Annotated in this window: 17 protein-coding genes; 10 read left to right on the top strand and 7 right to left on the bottom strand. The window is 59.7% G+C overall.

Annotation, left to right across the window (positions count from 1 at the left end; translation table 11 throughout):
- Positions 1 to 12: 12 nt before the first annotated feature.
- Positions 13 to 243, top strand: a complete 231-nt coding sequence (locus tag ACIQY3_RS13365; RefSeq protein ID WP_403019924.1) for a VF530 family DNA-binding protein — start codon at positions 13 to 15, stop codon at positions 241 to 243.
- Between the two features lie 2 nt (positions 244 to 245).
- A complete protein-coding gene (locus ACIQY3_RS13360; RefSeq protein WP_403019922.1) occupies positions 246 to 890 on the top strand; it encodes a Pr6Pr family membrane protein in 645 nt (214 codons plus the stop codon).
- A gap of 124 nt (positions 891 to 1,014) precedes the next feature.
- On the opposite strand, the gene ACIQY3_RS13355 is transcribed toward ACIQY3_RS13360, so the two are convergent.
- Positions 1,015 to 1,803: a siderophore-interacting protein gene (locus ACIQY3_RS13355; protein WP_403019919.1), complete on the bottom strand. Its 789-nt coding sequence runs from the start codon at positions 1,801 to 1,803 to the stop codon at positions 1,015 to 1,017.
- A complete protein-coding gene (locus ACIQY3_RS13350; protein ID WP_403019917.1) occupies positions 1,800 to 2,372 on the bottom strand; it encodes a PadR family transcriptional regulator in 573 nt (190 codons plus the stop codon). Before ACIQY3_RS13350 ends, ACIQY3_RS13355 begins: the two co-directional genes overlap by 4 nt.
- Before the next feature lie 510 nt (positions 2,373 to 2,882).
- Here ACIQY3_RS13350 and ACIQY3_RS13345 point away from each other — a divergent pair.
- The 5 genes from ACIQY3_RS13345 to ACIQY3_RS13325 all read left to right on the top strand — a co-directional run bounded on the left by ACIQY3_RS13345 (position 2,883) and on the right by ACIQY3_RS13325 (position 8,513).
- Positions 2,883 to 3,368, top strand: a complete 486-nt coding sequence (locus ACIQY3_RS13345; protein WP_403019916.1) for a CS1 type fimbrial major subunit — start codon at positions 2,883 to 2,885, stop codon at positions 3,366 to 3,368.
- 83 nt (positions 3,369 to 3,451) lie between these two features.
- Positions 3,452 to 5,974: a CS1-pili formation C-terminal domain-containing protein gene (locus ACIQY3_RS13340; protein ID WP_403019915.1), complete on the top strand. Its 2,523-nt coding sequence runs from the start codon at positions 3,452 to 3,454 to the stop codon at positions 5,972 to 5,974.
- Positions 5,975 to 5,979: 5 nt separating this feature from the next.
- Positions 5,980 to 7,197: a hypothetical protein gene (locus tag ACIQY3_RS13335; protein ID WP_403019914.1), complete on the top strand. Its 1,218-nt coding sequence runs from the start codon at positions 5,980 to 5,982 to the stop codon at positions 7,195 to 7,197.
- A 37-nt stretch (positions 7,198 to 7,234) separates the two neighbouring features.
- Positions 7,235 to 7,978, top strand: coding sequence for a molecular chaperone (locus ACIQY3_RS13330; RefSeq protein WP_403019913.1), 744 nt, complete (start codon positions 7,235 to 7,237; stop codon positions 7,976 to 7,978).
- 34 nt (positions 7,979 to 8,012) lie between these two features.
- Positions 8,013 to 8,513, top strand: a complete 501-nt coding sequence (locus tag ACIQY3_RS13325) for a CS1 type fimbrial major subunit (RefSeq protein WP_403019912.1) — start codon at positions 8,013 to 8,015, stop codon at positions 8,511 to 8,513.
- Here the strand turns inward: ACIQY3_RS13325 and ACIQY3_RS13320 are convergent.
- Together ACIQY3_RS13320 and ACIQY3_RS13315 are read right to left on the bottom strand one after the other, a co-directional pair.
- On the bottom strand, positions 8,488 to 13,248 hold the full coding sequence (locus ACIQY3_RS13320; protein WP_403019911.1) for an NEL-type E3 ubiquitin ligase domain-containing protein: 4,761 nt from the start codon (positions 13,246 to 13,248) through the stop codon (positions 8,488 to 8,490). The genes ACIQY3_RS13325 and ACIQY3_RS13320 overlap by 26 nt on opposite strands.
- A 426-nt stretch (positions 13,249 to 13,674) precedes the next feature.
- Positions 13,675 to 16,785, bottom strand: coding sequence for a transglycosylase domain-containing protein (locus ACIQY3_RS13315; RefSeq protein WP_403019909.1), 3,111 nt, complete (start codon positions 16,783 to 16,785; stop codon positions 13,675 to 13,677).
- A 657-nt stretch (positions 16,786 to 17,442) separates the two neighbouring features.
- On the opposite strand from ACIQY3_RS13315, the gene ACIQY3_RS13310 reads away from it, so the two are divergent.
- Complete coding sequence (locus ACIQY3_RS13310) at positions 17,443 to 18,864, top strand: amino acid permease (protein ID WP_403019907.1); 1,422 nt, start codon at positions 17,443 to 17,445, stop codon at positions 18,862 to 18,864.
- Between the two features lie 164 nt (positions 18,865 to 19,028).
- Here ACIQY3_RS13310 and ACIQY3_RS13305 read toward each other — a convergent pair whose 3' ends face one another.
- Positions 19,029 to 20,153: an OpgC family protein gene (locus tag ACIQY3_RS13305; RefSeq protein WP_403019906.1), complete on the bottom strand. Its 1,125-nt coding sequence runs from the start codon at positions 20,151 to 20,153 to the stop codon at positions 19,029 to 19,031.
- Between the two features lie 222 nt (positions 20,154 to 20,375).
- Between ACIQY3_RS13305 and ACIQY3_RS13300 the strand changes: the two genes are divergently transcribed.
- The gene (locus ACIQY3_RS13300; protein WP_403019905.1) at positions 20,376 to 21,881 is read left to right on the top strand and encodes a glucosyltransferase domain-containing protein; all 1,506 of its coding nucleotides are present in this window, start codon (positions 20,376 to 20,378) and stop codon (positions 21,879 to 21,881) included.
- A gap of 104 nt (positions 21,882 to 21,985) precedes the next feature.
- A complete protein-coding gene (locus tag ACIQY3_RS13295) occupies positions 21,986 to 22,360 on the top strand; it encodes a GtrA family protein (RefSeq protein ID WP_403019903.1) in 375 nt (124 codons plus the stop codon).
- 127 nt (positions 22,361 to 22,487) lie between these two features.
- Here ACIQY3_RS13295 and ACIQY3_RS13290 read toward each other — a convergent pair whose 3' ends face one another.
- Positions 22,488 to 24,107, bottom strand: coding sequence for an FMN-binding glutamate synthase family protein (locus ACIQY3_RS13290; protein ID WP_403019899.1), 1,620 nt, complete (start codon positions 24,105 to 24,107; stop codon positions 22,488 to 22,490).
- Between the two features lie 158 nt (positions 24,108 to 24,265).
- On the bottom strand, positions 24,266 to 25,066 hold the full coding sequence (locus ACIQY3_RS13285) for a response regulator transcription factor (RefSeq protein WP_403019896.1): 801 nt from the start codon (positions 25,064 to 25,066) through the stop codon (positions 24,266 to 24,268).
- Positions 25,067 to 25,124 lie beyond the last annotated feature (58 nt).

The following is a 25,124-nucleotide window of genomic DNA, read 5'->3' as shown; positions in this document are numbered from 1 at the left end:
CAAAGGCCCGGCATGACCGAACAGACCAACAACCCGCTGCACGGTGTGACCCTGGAACAGATCCTCAACGCCCTGGTTGAACACTACGAGTGGTCGGGGCTGGCCGAGCGTATCGATATCCGCTGTTTCAAGAGTGACCCGAGCATCAAGTCGAGCCTGACGTTCCTGCGCAAAACCCCATGGGCGCGGGAGAAGGTTGAACGCCTGTACGTGAAGTTGATGCGCACCAAGCGTCCGGTCTGAACATGCTGATTTCATCTGCCGCGAAGCGTCGCTGTATCGCCGTGGCGGCGGTGCTGGGCTGGGCAGGTTTGACTGTTCAGATGTACCTGATCCTCGGCACACGCTGGGAGATCGGCGCCAGCCTGCTCGGTGGGTTGGTGAGTTTTTTCAGCTTCTTTACCGTACTGACCAATACCCTGGTGGCCGTGGTGCTGACCTGTGAGCTGACGGCGCGGGAGTCGGCGGCGAAACGTTGGTTTCTGCAGCCCTCGGTCAGCAGCGGGATTGCCGTGAGCATCGCCGTGGTCGCGCTCGCCTACAGCCTATTGTTGCGCCATCTGTGGCACCCCGAAGGCTGGCAGTTGCTCGCCGATGAATTGCTGCACGACATCCTGCCGCTGCTGTTTCTGGTTTATTGGTGGTGCTGCGTGCCCAAGGGGACGTTGCGCTTGCGGCACATCCCGTTGTGGGTGATTTATCCGCTGGTGTACTTCGCCTATGCGCTGTTGCGGGGGCATCTGCTGGGGGCTTATCCGTATCCGTTCATCGATGTGAGCACGCTGGGTTATCCACAGGTGTTTCTCAATGCCGGGGGGATATTGGCGGGGTTTGTCGGGATTGCGTTGGTGATTGTGGGATTGGATCGGTGGCGAAAGCCGATTTCGTAAACACCCAAAATCAATGTGGGAGCGGGCTTGCTCGCGAAGGCAGTGTGTCAGTCACATCAATGCTGGATGACACACCGCTTTCGCAAGCAAGCCCGCTCCCACAGGGGATTATTGTTGCCGGAAGTTATTCCTCGTCAGAGTCACCCAGCCGCCAATACCCCACCGCTTTGACGAACTGATCATCCAGCCCATGCTCATCGAGCAGCACCCGGCGGATCTGCCGCGACACTTTGCTCTCGGTCGCCACCCACGCATACAAATTGCCGCTCGGCACTTGCAGTTGTTTGACGGTGTTCAGCAGGTTGTTCTTGCCGCCGTCGCGCAGCACCCAGATCACATTGACCTGAGCGGCGCTTTCGAGGCGTTGCTGTTCGGCGCCGTTCTCGACTTCGATGATCACCAGTGCGCGGCGATTGGCCGCGAGGCCTTCCAGGCGTCGGGCGATGGCGGGCAGGGCGGTTTCGTCGCCGATCAGCAGGTAGCTGTCGAAGATGTCCGGCACGATCATCGAGCCCCTTGGCCCGCCGATGTGCAGGAATTGTCCCGGCTTGGCCTGCTCGGCCCAGGTCGAGGCAGGGCCGTCGCCGTGCAGGACAAAATCGATGTCCAGTTCCAGGGTGTCCAGGTCATAACGGCGCGGCGTGTAGTCGCGCATTTCCGGCATCGGCTGGTCGGTTTTGCCGGAGCCGAGCACCAGGGTTTCCAGCGCCGCCGTTTGCGCCGCGTTCTGCGGGAACAGCAATTTCACGTGATCGTCCGTGCCGAGGCTGACAAAGCCTGCCAGCTCCGGTCCGCCGAGGGTAATCCGGCGCATGCGCGGGGTCAGGTCGACCACCCGCAACACTTCCAACCGACGGCGTTTGATTTCGTGCATGACGCGGTGAATGGTCTGGTTTTCAAAAACGACATTCATTCGGCGTTCTCCTGGGCGGCTTGAACGGCGGGGCCGTCGACGATGGCTTTGGCGGTGTTGTTGAGCAGGGCGGCGACGCGGTTGATTTCTTCCGCACTCCAGCGCCCGTGATGCAGTTGCAGCGCATGACGCAGGTTATGCACCGCTTCGTGGATTTCGGCTGGGCGATCATGGCCGCGCAGCGAGCGTTTGCTGACGTCGATGCGCATCCGCACGCCTTCCAGGGCAATCGCCTGATCACTCAGGGACAGGCGTCCGGCGTCGGTCACGCTGTAGCGTTTTTTCCCGCCCTCGGCATCGCCCAGGATCATTTCGCTTTCTTCGAGAAACGTCAGGGTCGGGTAGATCACGCCGGGGCTGGGGCTGTAGGCGCCGTCGAACATGCCTTCGATCTGGCGGATCAAGTCGTAGCCGTGGCACGGCTGTTCGGCGATCAGCGCCAGCAACAGCAGTTTCAAATCACCGGGTGCAAACACCCGAGGGCCACGGCCGCCGCGCTCGCGACCAGGGCGTTTCTCGAAGCCGTCGCGGCCGTCACCGTGTTCGCGGTGGGAATGATGGTCTCTCATTTTTTGCCTTCTCTCGTCGTGTTTAGATACAACTTAAGATATATCTTTAGGCGATGGCAAGGCGTTTTTCCTCAGACGTTTCTCTCGACCGACGGGCGGTGAGGTCCGCGCAGCAACTCGGTTCATCACCTCGGGACCGGTTTGTGTGTGGGAGTGGAAATAACTGGAAAGTTAAAGTTATAACTCTATTAGTTGTCGAGACTATAGGCTGAGTGTCTCTTCGTCCCGCGGTTTAAAGTTGAAAAGGCTGTATGGTTTTTTCGATAAAACTGTCTGTAGTCCAGTGCTGACAGTTGCCCGTCAATAACTCGCAGTTTTGTTCTTTTTTCTGTCTTGTTATAGAGGCATTTAACTACGCGATCCTCGGAAGTTACCTGCTTACTTTCCAGAGATATTGGCCGATCATTCGCCCCGCATTGAAAGTTCAACCGACATCGCCGCGACGTGTTCGCCACGGCGTCGTTTGAACTTTCAATGAACCCTTTATATTGAAAAGACAGGTACTGACCGATGTTCAAGAAACTGACTATTGCTGCTCCCCTGGCGATTCTGGCGCTGACTTCCTCCGTCGTGTTCGCCGCCGGTGAAGCCAAGCACACCATCAACCTCGTAGCCCACGTGCCAACCAATGGCTTCTACGTGGTGCCTGTCGATCCAGACCTGATCAACAAGGATCAGCGCATGGACTTCCAACCGACCACTGGCCAAATGGGTGAAGTCAACGGTTTTTTTGATATGCGCAACAACAATGGTTCGGTACACGCCAGTGTCGTGTCGGCGCCTCGGTTGCTGTCCGGTGCTAGCAGCATCAACTTGAAAGTTGAAATCAATGGCACGGAACTGACCACCACGCCGCAAATGATTGTCGGTGAAACCGAGTCCAACGTGAACTATCGTGCACCGCTGCGCATCAGCGCCACCGGCACCACGTTTGCACCGGGCGACTACACCGGTGAAGTGGCCATGATCTTTGATGCCGTGCCACCGGTTATCTAACTTTCCCGTTAGCGCCAACCGACGGGCCAACAACTTAGTTGGCTCGTCGGACTTCCATTTGTTTGCAATCAGAGTACGTGTTCATGTTCCCGATGACTCCCATCGCGGCTGCGCTTGCGCTGTTGTTTTGCGCCAGCGCGGCGGCGGCTCCGGTATCCAACGGTTCGACACCGCGAAGTCTGTTGGCCCAGGCCAAAGGTCTGCCGGCGGAATTCGAGGAGCATTTTTTTGATGTGCCGCTGGCGGTTCGCGTGGAACTCGATCAACAACCGTTGGGGGAGGCGATGATCGTGCTGTCCCGCGATGACCGCATCACCCTGCTCGACTTTACCGACACCAGCGACAGCCGCTTCAGCGCCGCCGAGCGCGAGACCTGGGCCAGTTACCTCAAACCGGGCGTGGCACTCGGCGATTGCACAGGGAAATGCCCGGAACAGATGCTGGCGGTGCACTACAACCTGGAAAACTCGCTGGTATCGATCGTCACCGAAAATGCCGAACGCGACACCGAGGTCAAGCGCTACTACGACCAGCCCGAAGGTGGCAGCAGCGGCCTGATGCTGCGCAATCAGCTCAACCTCAACGGTGGTCAGGGACAGGACCTGGGCGGGCGATATGGCCTGGAAGCCAGTGGCAGCCTCGGCAGCTGGAGCCAGACCTTCAACATGCAACTGGCCCGTCTCGGCGGCCCGGATGACCAGCTCTACCACGCCGTACACGAGCTCTACACCCAGCGCGAATTGGAGGGCCGTTTTTTTCGCCTGGGTTACTTCACCCCCAATTCCGAAGGGCTGACCCGCCAACCGCGCACGTTTGGCACCAGCCCCGACACGGCCGTCGGCGTCATGCTTGGCAGTTCCGACAGCCTGGCGATCAACACGCCGACGCCCAGCGTCTACCCGATCTACGTCACGGCCAACCGCCAGGCCTCGGTGGAAATCCTGCGCGACGGTTTGCTGATCAATACCCAATCGGTGCCCGCCGGTTTGCAGACCCTCGACACCCGGCCCTTGCCCGGTGGCATCTACGAAGTCGAAGTGCGGCTGATCGAAGACGGGCAGATCACCAGCACCACCCAGGAACTGGTCTACAAACCCACCAATTGGCGCAACCTCGATGAGCGCTGGCGCTACAACCTGTTTGCCGGCCAGGAACAGAAACTGCTCAGTAACTGGGACCAGCAGGCCAGCGGCAGCGCGACGGCCGGGGCGTCGCTCAATTACCTGATGCATCCCCGGGTCATCCTCGGGCTGTCGGCGCGGCAGATTCGCGAAAAACTGCAATACGGCACGTCCATCGACTGGACCCTGGCCAATCACATCAGCCTGTATGCCAACGTCTACGAGACCCAGGACCACGGCACCGGCCTCGACCTGCAAAGCCTTTACAACTACGGCTCCGGCAGTGTGGTCATCAGCCACAACCGCAGTTGGCTGGACACCACCAACACCTACGACACCCTGCCCGACGGCACGCGGGTGCGGCAGCGCAATGTGTTTGTCGGCGAGACCAGCAACTCGTCCTTGGCGCTCAATCATCGCCTGAGCAGCAAAAACTCGCTGAATGCGCGGGTTTCCCACAGCGAGGGCAATACCGAAGGCTTGGGCGTGGACCTGGGCTGGACCCAACGCACCGTATTGTTCGGCAACGATGCCAACTGGCGGCTGGCGCTGTTCGACCGGCCCGGCAGTTTCAGCAGCGGCGACGAGCGCAATCGCGGGGTCGACCTGAGCCTCAACCTGGCGTTGGGCGCACCGGGCCAGCAGTTCACCGGCAGCATCGGTTCGCGGACGGCGCGGGAGGGCGGACGCGACAACAACGCCTCCCTCGGCTGGCGCAAAGACTTCAAGGATCACGTGCTGCAAAACGTCTCGGTCACCGCGCTCAGCGACACCTATGGCCTCGGTCTGTCGAGCCTGGCCAGTTTTCGCACCGCGGCGCTCAGTGGCGACGGCTTTGTCCAGCGCTCCTCCTACAACGACAACTTTACCGGTGGCCTGAACGTCGACAGCACGCTGGTCATCGGCGGCCAGCAAATGGTCCTGACCAGTGAACATCAGGTGCGAGGCTCGGGGCTGATTGTTGATGTGGAATCCGATATCGACGGCATCGCCCTGCGCGCCGACGACTTCAGCGGCGGCAGCGCCGCGCTGAAACCGGGGCGCAATTTCATCCCGATTACCGCGTACCAGAACAGCTCGGTGAGCTTTGATTTCGAGGGCAATAACGTGCCCGCCGCCAGCATCGAGCCGCCGCGCACCCGCTATCACCTGAACAAGGGCGGCGTGGAGTATCGCAAGGTGCGGGTGATGAGAACCCTGACCGTGCTCGGTCGGTTGGTGGACCCCCAAGGGCAACCGCTCAAGGGCCATCACGTGATCAATCACGCCAGTCGTGGGGTCACGGAAGTCGATGGCTTCTTCTCCATGGAAATGAACGCCGGTTCGCCGACGCTGGAAGTGCGCCGGGGCAATCAGTTGCTCTGCCAGTTCCGCCTCGATGCCAGTCGCCACCGCAGCGAAAACAACGTGTTGATGATCGGTGACCTGCGGTGCACGCCGGACACATTGGCCGACGTCAGCGTCACAGATCAGAAGGCAGGTTGAAACCTATGAAAAAGTTAACGGGCGGGTTGGCGCTGATGATGGCGCTGATGGTGCCGACCGCCGAGGCGATTAATCAGGAGATCCGGGCGCTGTTCACGCCGGATCCGTCGCAGCCGCAAAGAAACGTATTTATCAACAAGACACCGGACAGTGGGTATTGCGCCACCTATCCGGACGAGTGCAAGCAAAACAACATGTTCAGCATTCGAATACCGGTACGTTTCGGGCCCAGCTCAGCGATTGCGCCTGGCACCGGCGTTTCTGTAAAGGCACCGGCCAATTGGCGACAACTGACAGTGATCAACCGGGAAACCGGCGAATCGGAAACCGTCGAAGTGCGGATCACGGGGATCGGGTCTAACTACATCCTGAGCGATACCGCCGCGAATCTGACTGGGGTAACCGATTCGCGTGAAGGGCACGTCAAACTGTGGGGTGGTCAAACCTGGGTTTACGCGGCGCCTCCCTGTGTGTACAGCGGAGTTGGAGCCTATACAGGCGCTACTTATCGTTTTTTCTGGAAAACCCCGGTAGAAGCGCCTTGCACCAAAGTGGCGGCTTACCGGATTCCGTACATGTCCTGGGAAACCCTGGATTTTGCCTATGAGCTACGAACGCCGAACCCATTGGGGATGTCGAGCGGGCTGTACACCGGTTCCATGAACTACTTCCTCGGTCCTGGCGGGGATTTCGACATCGGGGGGTTGAATGCCGACGACGGCAACTTGACCCTGGACTTCGTCCTGGATGTGCAGCACACCCTGAAGGTTACCCTCCCGCCCGGTGGCAATAAGGTCGAGTTGGTGCCCGAAGGTGGCTGGCAAAGCTGGATAAACGAGGGACGCAAACCCAACCGACTGTTTCGTGATCAGATCTTCCATATCTCGGCGTCATCGCGATTCAAAATGATGTTGAACTGCCCTCGTTATGTGATGACCGATTGCGTCATTGACGACTCGAAATCGCCCCGGTACGGCAAGGTGGAGCTGAGCGTGACGTTGCCCAACGGGCTGACCGATACGTTGGGGCGCCCCGTCAAGCGACGTCCATTGAAGCGCGGAACCGCCGGAACCTTGTACTTCGCTCCGAGCTTCTATGTGGATCGCGGGAACGGAATCCTGCATTTCGAAATCCTGAAGGACTCTACCAACAGCATGCTCCAGCCCGGTGTGGCGGGTGACTATTCGGGGAATCTGACAGTGATCTGGGATTCGGAAGTCTGACGGCACACACACTCGCCATTATTTGAGGTTCAAGACCATGAAACGTCTGTTGTTGATGTGGGTTAGCAGCTTGTTTTGCCTGACGGCGCAGGCCGGGCCGCAGATTAATGTCGGCACGGTATACGACTACCTGGACGGCGATAAAAGTACGTACCTCAAACGGGTATTCAACAGTGGCGACAGCACCGCGTTCGTCAAGATCAATGTGTTGGAAATCCTCTACGACGCCGACGGCACGATTCGCGAAGTGCCGGTCGAAAGCGCGGCGGATGGCGCCTCGCGCCAAGGCATCATGGCCAGCCCGGCGCGGTTGATCGTGCCGGCCAAAGGCATGCAGGGCACGCGTTTGCTGTTCATGGGCGAGCGCGAAAAGGAACGTTACTTCCGCGTGCGTTTCATTCCCGTCGTGCCGGAGAAGGAAGATGAATTCGTAGTCTCCAATGAAGAGCGTGAAGACTATAAGAAGAGTCTGTCCGCCGGGGTCAACGTGATGACCGGGTTCGGTACGATCTTCTTTGTGCGCCCGAAGGACGCCCGCTTCGACACGGCCGTCAATGACAGCGCCGAGCGTTATGAACTGCGCAACAACGGCAACACCGTGGTGGTGGTCGATGAGTTCAAGAGTTGCTCGATCACTGATGAAAACGATTGTCGGCCGACCACCAAGCATCACGTGATGGCCGGCAAGACGTTCGCCTTCGACAAGGAAAAGGGCCGTGAACATCGCTTCATCCTGATCGAGGGTGACAGCAAGAAAGTGCTGACAATAGCCAGTCGATAGTGGCGGCTTCCAATTGACGCTGTGGGTAACAAACATGATCAAGCAATGCACGGTGGCCGCACTGCTGACGGCAACGGCGCTGACGAGCCTTTCGGCACTGGCTGCCCACGAGGAACACACCTTCGAAGTGACCGTGACGGTGCCGACCCGGTCTTTTTACATCGTGCCGGCCGAGACGGGCTGGATTCATCGCGAGCAGATCCTGCCGTGGAACGTCGCGACTTCCCGATTGGGCAACCTGCGCAAATACTTCGACGTGCGGCACGACACCAGCGCCATTGAAGCGCGCCTGGAAGAGCAGGCGTACCTCTCCAACGGCCGCCCGGCGGACGATATCGCCTTGCGCGTGCGCTTCAATGGCGTGGAACTGAGCCACGCCATCGAACCCCGGCTGGTCGTGACCGCCGCCGATGCCGCAGTGGGTTCGCGGGTGCTGCTGGAGATCGAACCGCAGCAGCCTGTCGGGGGTTATCGGGCGGGTGATTACTACGGCAATGTGCTGTTGTTGTTCAATGCACGGGCGCCGGGGGCGTAAGGTTCGCCCCGGGGGAATCTTCGTCCAGCGCGTATTTTTTCAACAGATCGCGAGTCAGGCGGCGACCCAGCGCGAGTCTGTTGTAAGCCAGTTCATTGAGCTTTACCGAGTAGGCCTGGTCGGTTATCGGTGGCTGGCTGCCGGGGGTGTTGCGCAACTCTTCCAGCGCGTCCAGTTGCTGATCGAAGGTTTGGTCGTTGGCAAGCCAATGCTCGGGGTAGGTCTCTCGCAAATAGTTTTCCCAGAAGGGTTGTTCGAGCATGCCGTTGACCAGCCCATCGCCGCCCTCTCGCTCGAGCACGGTGGAGTAGGCCCGCTCGATAGCATCATCCGACACAGCGGCGATGGCTCTGTAGAGCATGGAGTCGGACTGCCAGGGCAGGCCGAGGCGTGGCGCCAGCGACGTTTGATAAGCCAGGTAGATTTCCACTTCTTCGGCCCTGCTGGGGCGCGACAGCGAGTCTGCCAGAGCTATTTGATTGACCCGGTCCAGGCGCGCGGCACCTTTGCTCAACTTGACCAGCCGAGGTTCGAGTTCGGCGGCGGACGTCGAATAGGCGTAAGCCTGGGACGCCAACGCCTGCACGCCCATGCGATTGAAGATCTCGGAGCTGGCGTCCTCGCAGTTTTCCGGGTTTTCAGCCGTGCGGAACAGCTTTTCGCGCAACGGCGTGTCCAGGTCCATGGCATCGATCAGTTCCCAGACACGGCGTGACAACTGTTCCTGTACCCAGCCACCGGCCCGGTAGTCAGCGGAAGTGGTCAGGCTGTCGATGAGCCGGAAAAAGCCTTCGCTATTGGCTTCGTTCATCAGGTTGTCCCAGGCTTCGGCGCGCCAGGTGCCGAGGCCGGGGGAGCGATTGCCCCACAGTGACGAGTCGTCATTCAGCGGCCATTTGTCCCGCGCACTTTGCGCAAGCGGTTGGTAGATGTTTTCCCGGGGCAACCCCACCGAGCGGCGGTACTCATGCAGCGCCTGGCGATGGGCGTCCAGCAATTGCCGGGCGTCCAGTCGCGCACGGGCGAGGGTCCACGCGTTATTCGAGCCGCGCACGGCGCGAGGGATGGTTCTGATCGGGTTGCCCGACAGATCAAGGAAAAATCCCCGGGGACGAGGTCTGCCGAGCAACCCCTCAGGCCAGGTGTCGATGCCCGTGTAAGCGAGGTTCACTACCTTCAGGCGCGGCATGCGCTGGACATTTGGCGTCAGGCCCAACACGTTGTATTCAAGCCGCAGGGTTTGCAACCGGGTCAGGTTGGCGAGCTGCACCACCGCCTCTTCGGTCAGCCTGATGCGGTTGTCGCTCAAACGCAGGGTTTCGAGCCCGGACATTTTGCCAACGCCGGCCGGCAGACCTGTCAGGCCGCAGCGTCGCGCACTGAACTGGCGAAGCTGGGTGAAGTTGCGCAGCATCCCGTCCGAACGTTGCGAGAACTCCATGCCATCCAGATTCAAAGTGATGATCTGATCGAGCCAGGTCTTGATGTCTGGCAGTTTTTTCCACCAGTGCTCCAGGTTGTAACGCCGTAGATCGCTGGACAGGTCCAGCGCATAACCACCGGTGAGTGGCGTGCTGCGCTCATCGAATACCCGTGGTTTTCTTTCGAAGCATTCCACCAGGCGTTCGACCAGATGCCTGACGGCGTCGGGCGGGATGACGGCGTCGTCGGGCAGGGGCGTCGCCATCTCTTCTTGCCAGACTTTGAGCACATTGCGCAGCTTGTTCAATTCCCGCTCCAGGGTTTTCACCACTTGGACGGGGTCGGCGTCGCGAGGCAGCGAGCGGATGAAAGTATCCACCTCCCGTTCACTGAGGTGCGGGTACAGGTCCTGCACCCGCTGCTCAAGGGTTTTGGCTTGCCGGCTCAACGCAGGACCGCGTAACAACAGCATCGTCTCCCACTGCGCCACCGGCCTGATCGGCGGTTCCAGCAAGGCCGTGCGCCGTTCGGCCGGTGCCTCGGCCTTGGCCATCAACCACGTCTTGAACCAGGCGCCCTGGCCGGGGCTGTAACCGAGATCGCGGCGCGCCGCCGCGGGTATGGCGCGCAGAATCGACTCGAACAGGTCGAAGGGTGGGTGCAACTGGCGATTTTCAGGGCTGCGCACTTCGTAGTGCCCGTTTTCATCTCGTACCAGCACCCTGACTCTGACGCGCTCATCGGCGCCGACCTGGCAGCGCAAGGGGCCATCGAACGTGCCATCGCGAACTTCGATGCGCAGCGCGTTGAAGGTGTCGCTATTGAGCCGCAACACATTCAGGGCCAGGCGTTCGGTATCGGCTGTCATTCGGTCATCCTGGTAGAAACCTTCAAAAGCTCTGGCCGCGCGGGTTTCAAAGGCGCATTCGCGGGCCTGGCCCTTGAGGCGCAAGGGGATGCGCCGCTGTTCGGTCATCGTCTCCAGTTCGGCGCTTGCGGCACCAGCCAGCAGGGTTTCAGCGACATCCGTCGGCAGCTCCGGGTACTGCTGCTGCAATCGCCAGACGTTGGCATCGTGGCTGATCGCCCTGGCGCGATACAGGTAGTCCGCGAGGTCTGCCTTGCGTTGATCCACCCGCACCACCAGACGATCGCGCAACGCTTGTACGCGCTGATCGGAAGGCAGGCTTGCACCGAGCAGGTCGGCCAGTTGCGCATCGTCCAGAAAGCCCACTACCCGCTCCGGGAGCGTGCCCGCTATCACCTCGGCGAGGCTGATACGCAACGTCTGGCGAGCGGACGATTGGGGGCTGCCATAGGTGCGAAACAGGCCGGTCAGGTCGGATCGTTCATAGACGTTCAACGTGTAATCCGCCGGCCAGCCGGGCAGTTCGGTGACCAGTTGTTCGAACCAGTAGGACGGTGAATCCATGGTCGTCCCTGAACGAATTTGTTCGCGGACCGCGTCAACATCCTGGATGGCCCCGTAGCGTTTGAGGGTGTCGTCCAGCAGCAACGGTGGCGGGGTGTGCTCCACGTGCATCCGGAGCAGCACGCCTTCATCCGTGCCACTGACCCGCCGGATATTGTCCAATTGCTCGGCATTGAAACCATCAGTGCGGTGACCCAGACGTTTCATCAGGGTGTAGGCGTCCCAACTGCGCGGGTTTTCTCCTTCAAGCAGCCAGGCGCCGTGACCGTTATGGGTCACTTTCGGTGTGTAGGCGTCAGGGCGAGTGGGGTGCAGGATGCGATGGTCTCCGGTCGCCGGGTCTTTTTTGACCGTGTACAACCTTCGGTCCAGCGGCAAGACGTCCTGACCTTCTATGTTGTGCAGGCCCAGGTGGTCGGGCACCGAGCCGTTGCCCAGGCTGAGCTGCTTTTGTTCATATGGGCCAAGGTCGGGATTCCACAGCACGGTTTTGCCGCTGGGCAATTGCACCGGCGTCATGCCTTCGATCAACGGTGAAAGCTTGAGCTTGAACGCGCCGCCAATAGCGCCGCCGACACCAAACGTCGCCAGTTGAATGACATCGGTCACCACGCCGATGACATGTTCGGCGGCTTCGGCCCACAGACCTTCGGCCAGGTCGACCACGCCCTCGATGACATCCGTGGTCAGTTGATAGGCGGTGTAGGCCAGCATCAATTCCCCCAACCCGGGCACGAAAGGGGCCAGCACCATCAGCGCGACGTTGAAAATGTCCGAAAGGATTTTCTTGAAGTTGTCCCACCAGGCCCAGCGCGAGCGGCTGTCGGCATCGCCAGTGGAGACCGCGATCTCCCTGCCATCGTTGAGGATCTTGTTCAGTGATTGTTGGTACAGATGCTCCCAGAGGGGATCGCTGATCGGCACCACGGAAACCTGCAGGTTAGGTCTGGATACCGGTGTTTCACGCCAGCTCGGCGTTGGGTCCGTTGGTGCCTTCTCGTGCCATTTGACCTGGCTCAGGCGTTGTTCCAGGCCCGCGAAAAAATGCCCGCGCTGTTGCTGGTCAACGAACTGGCTGAAGAACTGCCGATAGGTTTTTCCGGTAGACGGCAGGATTTTGTTTTCGAGCAATTGGCGGCTCAGCTCCACTACGCAGGCAGTCGCCGACGGGTACTCCTTGAGTGGGTGATCCGGGTCGTGGGGAACGTACACCAGTATCCGGCTGCCGGCGCGATTCGACAGTTGTTGCACGGGGGTGAACACCAGGATGCCGGTCAGGGTGGTGTCCATCAGACGCAGGTCACATGCCTGCATGACGTTGCCGTCCAGGGTCAGGTTCGGAAGCCCGTGGAGCAGGCCGAGCAAACTGGCGTGTGTCGGCTGGCTGATGTCTTTGGTCTTCAGTGCAAGGTGCGCAGCGAGTTTGAGTGCGGACTTTTGGTTGCGGCTGACAAGATGCCGCAAGACCCCTGCGGCCACGGGATTGGTCGGTAGCAGCACTTGTTGAAGATGACGTCGGTAACGGGCGCCGATATTCAACTCGCGGCACAGTGTCTGGAACTGTTTGAGGGTCATTTGTTGTTTGATGGGCAATACGTCGAAGTGTCCGAGTTGGTCGGGCCTGGTAATAAATTCCGACTGCACTTCGAAGGTTTCGGAACTTGAAAAGTTATGTAAGGCCGCATCCAGTAAAGAGACTGTTCGAGTGATGACGCCATCTGAAGTATCAATCACATACCAGGGATGTTCTTTGGGGATATAAAGCTTCAGCCAAGTGGCTTGCACATCCAGATCCAGGCGGTATTGCCGTTTTAGCGCAGCGCTGAGCAAAGGCTCGGCAAACCCATGGATATCCTTGAGCGAGTCGAGTAATCGATCCACCGCATTCTGATGGTTCCAGGCCTCTATGTTGGCATTTGCAAGATCCTTCCCGGCGCTGCTGTGCCAGCCTTCGCGGGTGAGTGGGACCTTACCCAGTCTCCAGGATCTTTCAACGGAAGCCTGGGTAAAACAACTGTTAATCGAGTCTTTGATGAGGGGGTAATGGCGACCTTTATCGTTATCGGGGTTGTCCGATTCAACCAAGTTGTTTACTGTTTGTAACTGAAACATGGTGAGTGATCTTCACGTTTATGGGAAGTCTTAAAACTATCCGCTGGCGTGAAGATTAAAAGTCTAAAAGACTGTTCCTGAAGTTTGAGGGGGTTGTGTCAATGATCAGGAATTGGAATGCCGAAAATACTTATTTACCACCACTGCAACTAATAGCGTTTCCTGCGTAGGAAATCACGACAGCGATGGTCGGCATTATCGCTGCACGACCACCGGTGCCTGGCATTCCGTGTTGCGACCCGGCTGCAAATACGGGGTCAAAATCGGTGCCATGCCCTTGAGCACCTGTACCGGCAACGCCGAAGTGAATTTGAATGTTTCGGCGGAGCGGCCCGGTACAAACGCGGTCAAGGTGCCGAAGTGGTGATCGCCGATGTAGAACACGAACGTCGCGGTGCGGTTGATTGATTTCGAACTGAGGATCCGCCCACCGGCGCCGATGGCTTCGATGCGGTTATCCCCGGTGCCGGTCTTGCCGCCCATCGCCAGGGGTGTGCCGTCCGGTGTCTTGAAACTGCCGGACACCCGTTTGGCCGTACCGGCGTCCACCACATGGGACAAGGCTTCGCGCATGGCGGCGGCCACTTCCGAAGGCATCACCCGTTTGCCGACGTTCGGGTCGTTGATCACTTGAGTTTCATACGGCGTGTTGGCGGCGAAGTGCAGGCTGTCGATACGCAGCGTTGGCATGCGTATGCCGTCGTTGAGGATGGTGCCGATCAGCTCGGCCAATGCCGCCGGCCGGTCGCCGGAACTGCCGATGGCCGTGGCCAGCGACGGCACCAGGTGATCGAACGGGTAGCCGACTTTTTGCCAGCGCTGGTGAATGTCGAGGAAGGCTTCGATCTCGAGCATGGTGCGAATGCGGCTGTCACGGGCGCCCTTGTGTTTGCTTTTGAACAACCAGCTGTAGACCTCCTGGCGTTCGAACTGGCTGGCCTTGACGATCTCGCTCCACTTGGCGTCCGGGTGGTTCAGCAGGTAGCCGATCAACCAAAGGTCCAGCGGGTGGACCTTGGCAATAAAGCCCTGGTCCGGCAGGTCATAGGAACCGGGGCCGTAGCTCAGGTAGAGACGCTCGAGGCGTTCGTCGGTGAGTTTTTCGGTGAGCTTGGCGCCTTTGAGGTGCGCACGCACGAAGGTGTTGAAGGCAGCCTGTTCGGCATCCGGGTAGAGATAACGGTGCACGGCGGCCATGCGAATCGGGGTCGGGCGCATGCTGTCGAGGAAGGTTTCGAGGCGCGCGTCGGTGTCCTTGTTTCTGTATTTTTTCCAGAACTTGAGCAGGAACGACGTGCCTTCCTTGTCGGCAAAAGACGCCAGGTATTCCTGACGCCGAGGGTCGCGGTCGTCCTTGAGCAATTCGGCGCTGCTGTTGGGGCCGGAATAGGTGGTGTAGCGCACGATGTCACGCATCAGACGGATGAACGGCAGGTTGATCGACTCACGGATGGCATCGCGCAGGGTCGGCATGCGGCCGTTGTCTTCGTTGCGGAAGTTGTGGAACACGTGCAGTCCGCCACCGGTGAAGAAGGCTTCGCCAGGGCTGGCCGAGTATTTGCGATCAAGCGCGGCGCCGAGCATTTTCGACAGGTCGCGGTCGCTGTTCTGGATCAGGTAATCGACGACCCAGCGGCTCAGGCGATCCTGATCGGGAACGTCGGTTTTTTTCAGCTCGGCCACGGTCTTGTCGCCGTACTTGTCGTGCAGCTCGGAAATGATCTGCAAGTACGTGGTCAGCACCCGCATCTTCGCCGTGGAGCCGAGTTCCAGTTTGCTGCCTTCGTTGATGTCGAAGGGTTGGTCGGTGCTGTCGGTCTGCACCCGCACGCGGGAACCGTCCGGGGTCAGTTCGAACAGGGTGAAGCTGTAGCGCACCGCCGTGGTGCTGGTGGGGGTGAGCAGGCGTTCGCCGATCAGGCCGATCTGCCCGGCGAAGACCGGGTCGGCCAGGTGTTTGAGGTATTCGGTGGCCTGGGCCTGCAAGTCACTTTGCAAGGTGCTGGTGGCCGACAGGTCGAGGCGGTCGAGGTCATACAGCGGCCGGTTGAGCATCGATGCCAGGCGACTGCGGGCGGTGCTGATGCCTTTATTGGTTTCGATCGGCTGGATGGTCGGTTGGGTCTGCCAGTCACGGTAGGTCACTTTACTGGCCAGTGCGGCGGCGGCGAACTGCGCGTCGATGACGTTGTTCTGGGCCAGCAGGCGAATGTGGCTGTCGGTGAGGTCGGCCAGTTCGTCGTGACCTTTGGTCAGGTAATGGGAAGGGCGACGCTGGGCGATCATCAGCGACAGCATTTCACGCAGGGCCAGGCCTTTGGCGGCCATGGTTTTTGGATCCGTGGCGGTGCTGGCCAGGGTTTCATTGGCCTTGTTGAAATCGGCGCCGTACCAGACGCGCAAGCCCTCGGCCATGCCATGCACTTCACCGTGACCGGGAACGGCGGACAGCGGCACGCTATTGAGGTAGTCGCGCACCACGTTTTGCCGCGCCTGCAAGGTTTGCGGCCCGCTCTGATAGGCGCGCACGCTGGCGGAAATCATCTGCCGGATCTTCTCCGCACCCGACACGGTCAAGCCATCGGGGGAGTGGCGGTATTTTTCAAGCTGCGTCGCCAGGGTACTGCCGCCCGCCGACTGCCCCGGCAAGTGCATCAGCTTCGCCACCTGGGACCACGCGGCCATGCCGAAGCGCGGCCAGTCCACCGCTGGGTTGGCCAGGGGCTGCTTGGGGTCGAGCAGGAAGCGGTTTTCGATAAACAGCAAGCTGCTGACCACCACCGGCGGGATCGACTCGAAGCTGGAATAGAGCTGTTGCGGGTAATTGAACTGGTACAGGGGAGCGGCGCGGCAATCGGTGATCGACAGACCGGCCTGGATTTTTTCCGAATAGGGCACGAAAAAGCCCCGGTCGCTGTACTTCATCAACGCCGGGGAAAAACGGGTTTGCGAGGCAATGACATAGTTGCGCTTGAGCAGCCGGGTAAGAAAATCCCCCATGGAGCTGTAGCCCAAACGCAAATCGAACGGCCCCGCACCGGGGTAGCGAATCGCGTCGCTGGGGCCGGGTTGCATGTCATAACTCAGGGACGCGGCAAATTTGCTGACCTCCCGCGCCTGAAACTTCGACGTGCGCATTTCCTTGGCGGCGGCCAGGCCCAGCACAATCAGGATAATCAGCAGCAACAACCAGAATGCCTTCCAGCCGTGTTTGGCACGACGGGGTTTTTCAGGTAAAGGCGCATCATCCACACGTTCAGTCGGAACCACGGTTTTACTCGAATCGGATTGCCATAACGCGCCCATAGTCGACTGATCCATTCACGCAGATTGATCGGACTTGTCTGAAGCTTAGACGGTGGTTAGCGATGATGAAAAAATTGTGAATAGAGAAATTTCGAAATCGTATGAGTGGTTGTGTCCTGTGCTCGGGATGCCCGTCTGTCACCTCAATCCCTGTGGGAGCGGCGGTGCGACGATTCGACTTGCTCGCGAATGCTGTCTGACATTCAACAGGTGTATCGACTGGCAGTCCCCCTTCGCGAGCAAGTCGAATCGTCGCACCGCCGCTCCCACAGGGACGGGTTCAGCCGTCATGTCAGTCTGTAAAGGCTGAAATAGACACTTGGAGGCGATAAACCAAAGTCGCCTCCAGGCATGACGACGCACCATTACCGTGCAATACTCCCCGCCGTTTCAGCCGCAAATAATTCCGCAAAACTCAGGTAATGCCCCTCCGTAAACCGGGCTTTTGGCGAGAGTTGTGCCTGAATGTTGTGGTGTATAGAGTGAAAAACCCTGTCCGAAGCTTTTTATACTGCACGCCCCGCTGATCTTGCAGGTTTTGTCCTACAAGACGGGTTTGCCCACAAGGCAGGCCCGGTATCGGGAAGCGTTGGCTTACCGGTCCGCGCTTCGTTTACTCGGTGGTCACATCCAATAACAAGACGAGGTTGTACCCCTATGCCAGCAGGCAATCATCTGCCCCAAGGCGAGACCGCTCAGGGCGGCCCGCTTAAACGCGAACTGGGCGAACGGCATATTCGCTTGATGGCACTCGGTGCCTGTATTGGCGTCGGCCTGTTCCTCGGGTCGGCCAAGGCCATCGAAATGGCCGGCCCCGCCATCATGCTGTCCTACATCATTGGCGGTCTGGCGATCCTGGTGATCATGCGCGCCCTCGGCGAGATGGCCGTGCACAACCCGGTCGCCGGCTCCTTCAGCCGTTACGCTCAAGATTACCTCGGCCCCCTGGCCGGTTTCCTGACCGGGTGGAATTACTGGTTCCTGTGGCTGGTGACCTGCGTTGCGGAAATCACCGCAGTAGCGGTGTACATGGGCGTGTGGTTCCCCGACGTGCCGCGCTGGATCTGGGCGCTGTCGGCGCTGATCAGCATGGGCACCATCAACCTGATCGCGGTGAAAGCCTTCGGTGAGTTCGAGTTCTGGTTCGCCCTGATCAAGATCGTCACCATCATCGCGATGGTGATCGGCGGTATCGGTGTGATCGCGTTCGGCTTCGGCAACGACGGCGTGGCCCTGGGGATTTCCAACCTGTGGGCTCACGGTGGCTTCATGCCCAACGGCGTGCAAGGCGTGTTGATGTCCCTGCAAATGGTGATGTTCGCCTACCTCGGCGTGGAAATGATCGGCCTGACCGCCGGTGAAGCGAAGAACCCGCAGAAGACCATTCCCAATGCGATCGGCTCGGTGTTCTGGCGGATCCTGCTGTTCTACGTCGGTGCGTTGTTCGTGATCCTGTCGATCTACCCGTGGAATGAAATCGGCACCCAGGGCAGCCCGTTTGTGATGACCTTCGAGCGTCTGGGCATCAAGACCGCCGCCGGCATCATCAACTTCGTGGTGATCACGGCTGCGCTGTCGTCCTGCAACGGCGGCATCTTCAGCACCGGTCGCATGCTCTACAGCCTGGCGCAGAATGGCCAGGCCCCGGCCGGTTTCGCCAAGACTTCGAGCAACGGCGTGCCTCGTCGTGCGTTGCTGCTGTCGATCTTCGTGCTGTTGCTGGGCGTGCTGCTCAATTACATGGTCCCGGAGAAAGTCTTTGTCTGGGTAACCGCGATTGCCACCTTCGGCGCGATCTGGACCTGGGTGATGATCCTGCTGGCCCAGCTCAAATTCCGCAAAGGCCTGAGCGCCAGCGAACGGGCCGGCCTGAAATACAAAATGTGGCTGTACCCGGTCAGCTCGTACCTGGCGCTGGCGTTCCTGGTGCTGGTGGTCGGCCTGATGGCGTACTTCCCGGACACCCGCGTGGCGCTGTATGTGGGACCTGCGTTCCTGGTGCTGCTGACGGTGTTGTTCTACGTGTTCAAGTTGCAACCGACCAACGCGACCCAAGGCGCGGTGCGTTCGGCTTCGTAAGGTGTAACGCTTGAAATGCAAAAAGCCCCGGTCGTGATGATCGGGGCTTTTGTGTTTTGGAAGATCAAAAGATCGCAGCCTGCGGCAGCTCCTACAGGTGATTGCGGTCGACCGGTTGAACGTATTCCCCTGTAGGAGCTGCCGCAGGCTGCGATCTTTTGACGTTAAGCCGGCACCGCCGAAACGGGTCGGTTCAGCCGCTTATTGAAATCCAGCCAAACCCCCAGCAACGCCATCAACCCTGCTCCCACCAGCGCGGTGAAGATCTGCATGGCAAACGCATCGTCGGTCATGGCATTGACCATGTCCGCCAACGGCGCCAACAGCACCCCCAGGCAGAAAACCTCCAACGAATAACGCCCCATGCGACAGCTTTGCTGCGCCAGCCAGTTTTGTGTCCAGCCGCTGTCGGGCAAGAGTTTGGCGGTGACATAGGCCAACGCGAGGAAGTGCAGCAGGCGCACCGGCGACAGGTCGGTCTTGCTGATCGGGTACAGCAGGTTGCTCAGCCACGCGGGCATCAGCGCGTCGTGTATTTCCGGCCAGCGCCAGGAGATCGTAATCACCCCGGCGAGCACTGCGTACACCAGCGCACCGACAAACAACGGTTGGCGCATCAGCCCTCGAGTGTCGGGCAATCGCGGTCGCTGCGTGTGAATCGCGGTAGCGCCACCGAGCACGAACAGCAGTTGCCAGACCACCGGGTTGAAGTACCACACGCCATCCTTGATGGCCGCCAGGTTCCAGCCAAACCAGGGCGCCAACAGGTACACCGTCAACGACACCGCCACCACCGCCCACGGTGCGCGCACCAGCAGCGGCAGCACCAACGGCAAACCGGCCAGCAGCACGATGTACAGCGGCAGCGGGTCCATGAGGTTCGGTTTGAAGCGCAACAGCAATTCATCCGTCAACGCTTGCTGGGGATTGGTGATGAAGTGGAGCATGCCCATTTCTTCCACCAGGTCGCGAGTTTCCACATGGCTGTTGGCGAAGAACACGATGCCCATCAGCATCGCCAACAAAAAGATATGCACCACGTAGAGCACCCAGGCGCGGCGCAGGATTTTTACGCACGCGATCAGATAACCGTCGCGCTTGAGGATCTTGCCGTAGGCCAGGACCGCCGCGTACCCGGCCAGAAACACGAAAATTTCCGCCGCATCGCTGAAACCGAAATTACGCGGGGTGATTTGGCCGAGGGGGTTGTGCGGCACGTGATCCCAGAAAATGAAGATCAGGGCCAGGCCGCGAAAAAAGTCGATGCGGTGATCGCGTTCAGACGTCATGGCTGAGGGCTCTTGAACGGGTGTTGAGTAAGGAGCGTTACGCGGCGCAAAAAGTGCCGCACATCGGCGGCGCGCAGGGTGGCGCGATTGGCCGGTAATTGCAAAGTCGGGGTATTACGGGATATTGCCCGGCATCACCGTCTGTCGAAAAGCCAGTGATCTATGGCCTGCGGTGAGTTCAATACCTTATGGGTTGAACGCAGTAGCCCGAGGTGTGCCGACATGCGGATGGGCGATTGGCTCGACAGAGAACTCGGCAGCCGACGGGTCTGGCTGTGTTTTCTGCTGGCCACCTTTGCCTACGTCTTGCCGTTGATTCTCGCCGACTATCCCTACATCGATGACAATTGGCGTTCGCTGGCCGCCGGCATGGGCTGGTCAGGGGAAGGCCGGCTATTTACGCAGCTGTTCTACAACTGGCTGACCTTCACCGGCGCTGCGCCGAACATCTTCCCGTTGCCGTTGCTGATCGCCACGCTGGCCATGGCCTGGGCCTTGACCCGCCTGACCTTCCACTACTTTGCCGAACCGACATTCACCCATTGCCTGGTGGTGCTCGCGTTCTGGTACAACCCGTTCTTCCTGCAAAACCTGTCGTATCAATACGACGGGCCGGCCATGGCCTTGAGCCTGGTGGCGGTGATCTTCGCGATCACCTTTCGCAGTGTTTCTCGGGTGCAACAACTGGTGGTCCCCGCGTTGCTGATTGCCCTGGGCCTGGGGTTGTATCAGGTCAGCATCAATGTGTTTGTCGGGTTGTGTTGTGTGGAGCTGCTGCGCTGCGCGAACGACCGGCTGCCCTGGCTCGAGTGGGGCCGGATGATCGGCTGGAAAGTCGCGCAAACGGGGCTGGCCTGGTTGATCTACGGCGCCACCGCGTATGCCTACATGAGTCCGAATCGCACCTTGTTACTCAACGGATCGGCGGCGCCATGGCAGCAACTCGGCACCAATTTCAGCCGAGTGCTGGAAAAGGTCATGCTGTTGTTTCATGGCGGATTCGGTTGGGTGTTTGCCGCATTGCTGCTGTGTGCCGTTGCCGGCAGCGTCCGCGTCGGCCAACACATCCTTGAGCGTCAGGAGACCGGGCTGAGAAAAGCGCTGATCGGCGTGCTGTGCCTGCTGGTCGTGCCCGTGATCGTGCTGCTGGTGCCCGGCGCCGCACTGTTTTTCCGCGACTTCAATGAAGGCGCCCGCACCTTGATGGGGTTTTCGGTGCTGCTGGTGCTGCTGTTCTACCTCAGCCATCTCGCGCTGGCCGCCGTGCATCAACGACTGCCGTTGCTCTTGCTGATCCCGCTGCTGGCGATGCTCTCGCTGTCCTTCGCCTACGGCCGGGTTCTGATGGTGCAGAAGACCTTCGCCAACAACGCGCTGAATGCCCTGAGCTACGACATCGCTTCCCGCCCGGCACTGCGCGATGCCAAGCGTATTTATATGTCGGTGACTTACTCCGATCACTGGCTGGTCGGGGCTGCGGGTTCATTCAAGCAACTGCCGGTGCTGCGCTATTTGCTGAACACCGACTACTACATGCTGGCCGAGAATCTGCCGAAGGCCGGCATCACCAATGTGATGGCGGAGCGGGAGCGGCGCAATGCAACCCGGGTCGGTTATCAGGGATTCGTGCCGTTGGTGGATAGCCAGTACTACCGCATTTACCTGCTGGGGGATTACGGTTTTATCGTCATGAAAGAGCCGAAGCCGGTGGCCGAATTGCAATGGTGACCGCTCGTCCGGAATAGCGACCGACCTGTAGTTTCTGACAGTAGACGGCACTGGGGCGTGATTTTAGTTTGAGAGGCACCTGCAACAGCAATGCGGGAGCCGGTATGAAGGATTTATGGAAAGGATTCTCTACTTACGCGATCGTTGGATTGGCCAACACGCTTATTCATTGGCAGATATTTTATGTCCTCTGCGCCGCCGCTGAACTTAGCCAGGCTTCCAGCAATTTTGCGGCGTATTGCGTCGCGGCGTCCTTTTCCTTCTACGTAAATGCGCTTTACACCCTTGATAGCAGAGTTTCGGTGTTCTCGTATCTACTGTTCGTTGGTTTGATGGGTGCCATGAGCTATGGCGTCGGGACGCTCGGTGATCGGTGGCGGCTTCACGGTCTGGTCACCGTTGCTTCATTTTCATTGTTGAGCCTGGTGTGCGGGTTCTTCTTTTCGAAGTTTGTGCTGTTTCGTGGGCGTGAGGCATGAAGATCCCGTGCGTCACCGCTGATCTTCGTGCCGTTGCCGGCGGCGCACCAGATCGGCAATCCACTGCTGCTCTGGATCTGGAAGTAGTAGGGCATGCATGCAGATACGGCATGCACGCCCAACTGCACTACGCGGCTGCAGTTTCAGCAGGCTCAAAACTATCCGCCCGCGCCATCTGCCACATCCGCGAGTAAAACTCGCCATTCACTTCCCCGGTCAACAACTCCCCCGGCTTCAAGAACACATGCAACTGCGAGAACAACTTGATCTCGGTCGCCGACATGCGCCGCACCAGATGCTTGGCCGACAGTTGTGATGGATGATCCAGACCCGCTGCCGCCAGCATTTCCGCCAAGGCCTTGAGCGTATTGCGATGGAAGTTGAACACGCGCTGAGCCTTGTCCGGCACCACCAGCGCACGCTGGCGCAATACGTCCTGGGTCGCAACGCCGGTCGGGCATTTGTTGGTGTGGCAGCTTTGCGACTGGATGCAGCCGATGGCGAACATGAAGCCGCGGGCCGAGTTGGCCCAGTCGGCGCCGATGGCCAGGACGCTGGCGATGTCGAAGGCGCTGACGATTTTGCCGCTGGCACCGAGTTTGATCTTGTCCCGCAGGTTCAGGCCGACCAGGGTGTTGTGTACGAACAACAAGCCTTCGCGCATCGGCACGCCGATGTGGTCGGTGAACTCCACGGGGGCGGCGCCGGTGCCGCCTTCCTTGCCGTCGACGACGATAAAGTCCGGGAGGATGCCGGTTTCCAGCATGGCTTTGGCGATGCCCATGAATTCCCACGGATGGCCCAGGCAGAACTTGAAGCCCACCGGTTTGCCGCCGGACAGTTCACGCAGTTGCTGGATGAAGTGCATCAGTTCGATCGGCGTGGAAAACGCGCTGTGGCGTGACGGCGAGATGCAGTCTTCGCCCATCATGATGCCGCGGGTTTCAGCGATTTCCTTGGTGACCTTGTGCTTGGGCAGGATCCCGCCGTGGCCGGGTTTGGCGCCCTGGCTCATCTTGATTTCGATCATCCGCACTTGCGGCGTCTGCGCCTGGGCGGCGAAGCGTTCCGGGTCGAAGCGGCCATCGGCGGTGCGGCAGCCGAAGTAGCCGCTGCCCAGTTCCCAGGTCAGGTCACCGCCGTTTTCCCGGTGATAGGCGCTGATGCTGCCCTCGCCGGTGTCGTGGGCGAAGTTGCCGAGTTTGGCGCCTTGGTTCAATGCGCGAATCGCATTGGCGCTGAGGGAGCCAAAACTCATCGCCGAGATGTTGAACACCGACGCCGAGTACGGCTGGGTGCACTGCGGTCCGCCGACCATGACCCGGAAACCGCTCGGGTCGCTCAACGGCGCCGGGCGCATGGAGTGGCCGATGAATTCGAAACCCGACTGGTACACATCGATCAGCGTGCCGAACGGCTTGTCGGCGCTTTCATTCTTGGCCCGGGAATAGACCAGCGAACGCTGGGCCCGGGAGAAGGGCAGGGCGTCGCTGTCGGATTCGAGCAGGTACTGGCGGATTTCCGGGCGAATGCCTTCCACCAGATAACGAATGTTGCCGAGGATCGGGTAGTTGCGCCGCACGGCGTGGGGGCTTTGCAGCAGGTCGAACAGGCCGATCAGGCTCAGCACGCCGGTGACGGCGGTGATCGGCCAGAGCCAGTCGTGCTCCAGGAAGGGCAGGCTGGCGAGGGTGAATATCACGCAAGCGGCAAAGAAGGCGTAGCGGCTCAGGAGTGACAGGCTCATACGGTTTCCTTGGGTTCGGACTCGGTTATGTGCAACACGCTACCCCTGTGGGAGCGGGCTTGCTCGCGAAGAGGTCGGCACATTCAACATTGATGTTGCCTGACACACCGCGTTCGCGAGCAAGCCCGCTCCCACAGAAAAGCACCCGCACTGGGCAATCAGGCATTCTGCGCCTGCAAAAATATCGAAAACAGCTCCTGCTGGGACTTGATCCCCAGCTTGCTGTACATGTGTTTCTTATGGACTTTCACGGTTTCTACGGAGATTTCCAGCTTACGGGCGATTTCTTTACTGGAGCAACCGCTGAGCATCAACCTTCCGACGTCCAGTTCCCGGGCGGTCAATTGCGCGCCTTTGAGTTGCTGCACCGAGGCTTCCAGCTGTACCCGCCAGTCGGCCTGCGGTGGAGCGGGGGCCAGGGCCACGACTTCGTTGATTTCGTAGGGCAGGCGCTGGCGCAACAGGCCCAACACCCACGGCTGGATCAGCGACAGCAACGCAATCTGCTGGCCACTGAAACGCTGCTTGCTGCCCAACGACAGGCATAACGTGCGGTCGCCTTCGAGCTGGCAATTGAACTGGATTTCATCGGCCACCACATTCAGACGAAAGTAGCGCTGGTAATACTCGGTCAGCTCGAAGTGCTCGGGCGCGACTTCCGACAGGCGATAGAGCCCGGTGCGCGATTGTTCGCGGCAGGCGATGTAGAACGGGTCGAGCAGGTACAAACCGCGCAGGTAATCCTGGAACAACTGATCGGGGCTGCCGTCCTCGCCGGGGCATTCGGCGAACACCAGCGGGTGCTGGTCGGCGCTGAACAGCAGCACTACCCAACTATCGAAATCCACGTATTGATCGAGCAATCGCACGAGCTGCGTCCAGAAATTCGGCTTGTCGAGGGCGTCGATCAGTTGCCCCACCGAGCGGTGCCAGGCGATGTCATCCAGCGAGAGTGTCATGCGTCTACCCCTATCGGGTTACCCCGGCCGCGTAATTCCCTGGCCGGTTACTTGCTGC

Origin of the sequence: Pseudomonas sp. NPDC096950, from assembly GCF_044762525.1 — a bacterium.
In the GTDB taxonomy this organism is placed as follows: domain Bacteria; phylum Pseudomonadota; class Gammaproteobacteria; order Pseudomonadales; family Pseudomonadaceae; genus Aquipseudomonas.
Note: the sequence above shows the minus strand (reverse complement) of the source record. Positions and strands in the feature narration are given on the sequence as shown.

Bases quoted from the DNA above. Each gene is read 5' to 3' on its own strand.
- ACIQY3_RS13365 (WP_403019924.1), top strand. From the start codon at position 13: ATGACCGAACAGACCAACAACCCGCTGCACGGTGTGACCCTGGAACAG.
- ACIQY3_RS13360 (WP_403019922.1), top strand. From the start codon at position 246: ATGCTGATTTCATCTGCCGCGAAGCGTCGCTGTATCGCCGTGGCGGCG.
- ACIQY3_RS13355 (WP_403019919.1), bottom strand. From the start codon at position 1,803: ATGAATGTCGTTTTTGAAAACCAGACCATTCACCGCGTCATGCACGAA.
- ACIQY3_RS13350 (WP_403019917.1), bottom strand. From the start codon at position 2,372: ATGAGAGACCATCATTCCCACCGCGAACACGGTGACGGCCGCGACGGC.
- ACIQY3_RS13345 (WP_403019916.1), top strand. From the start codon at position 2,883: ATGTTCAAGAAACTGACTATTGCTGCTCCCCTGGCGATTCTGGCGCTG.
- ACIQY3_RS13340 (WP_403019915.1), top strand. From the start codon at position 3,452: ATGTTCCCGATGACTCCCATCGCGGCTGCGCTTGCGCTGTTGTTTTGC.
- ACIQY3_RS13335 (WP_403019914.1), top strand. From the start codon at position 5,980: ATGAAAAAGTTAACGGGCGGGTTGGCGCTGATGATGGCGCTGATGGTG.
- ACIQY3_RS13330 (WP_403019913.1), top strand. From the start codon at position 7,235: ATGAAACGTCTGTTGTTGATGTGGGTTAGCAGCTTGTTTTGCCTGACG.
- ACIQY3_RS13325 (WP_403019912.1), top strand. From the start codon at position 8,013: ATGATCAAGCAATGCACGGTGGCCGCACTGCTGACGGCAACGGCGCTG.
- ACIQY3_RS13315 (WP_403019909.1), bottom strand. From the start codon at position 16,785: ATGGGCGCGTTATGGCAATCCGATTCGAGTAAAACCGTGGTTCCGACT.
- ACIQY3_RS13310 (WP_403019907.1), top strand. From the start codon at position 17,443: ATGCCAGCAGGCAATCATCTGCCCCAAGGCGAGACCGCTCAGGGCGGC.
- ACIQY3_RS13305 (WP_403019906.1), bottom strand. From the start codon at position 20,153: ATGACGTCTGAACGCGATCACCGCATCGACTTTTTTCGCGGCCTGGCC.
- ACIQY3_RS13300 (WP_403019905.1), top strand. From the start codon at position 20,376: ATGCGGATGGGCGATTGGCTCGACAGAGAACTCGGCAGCCGACGGGTC.
- ACIQY3_RS13295 (WP_403019903.1), top strand. From the start codon at position 21,986: ATGAAGGATTTATGGAAAGGATTCTCTACTTACGCGATCGTTGGATTG.
- ACIQY3_RS13290 (WP_403019899.1), bottom strand. From the start codon at position 24,107: ATGAGCCTGTCACTCCTGAGCCGCTACGCCTTCTTTGCCGCTTGCGTG.
- ACIQY3_RS13285 (WP_403019896.1), bottom strand. From the start codon at position 25,066: ATGACACTCTCGCTGGATGACATCGCCTGGCACCGCTCGGTGGGGCAA.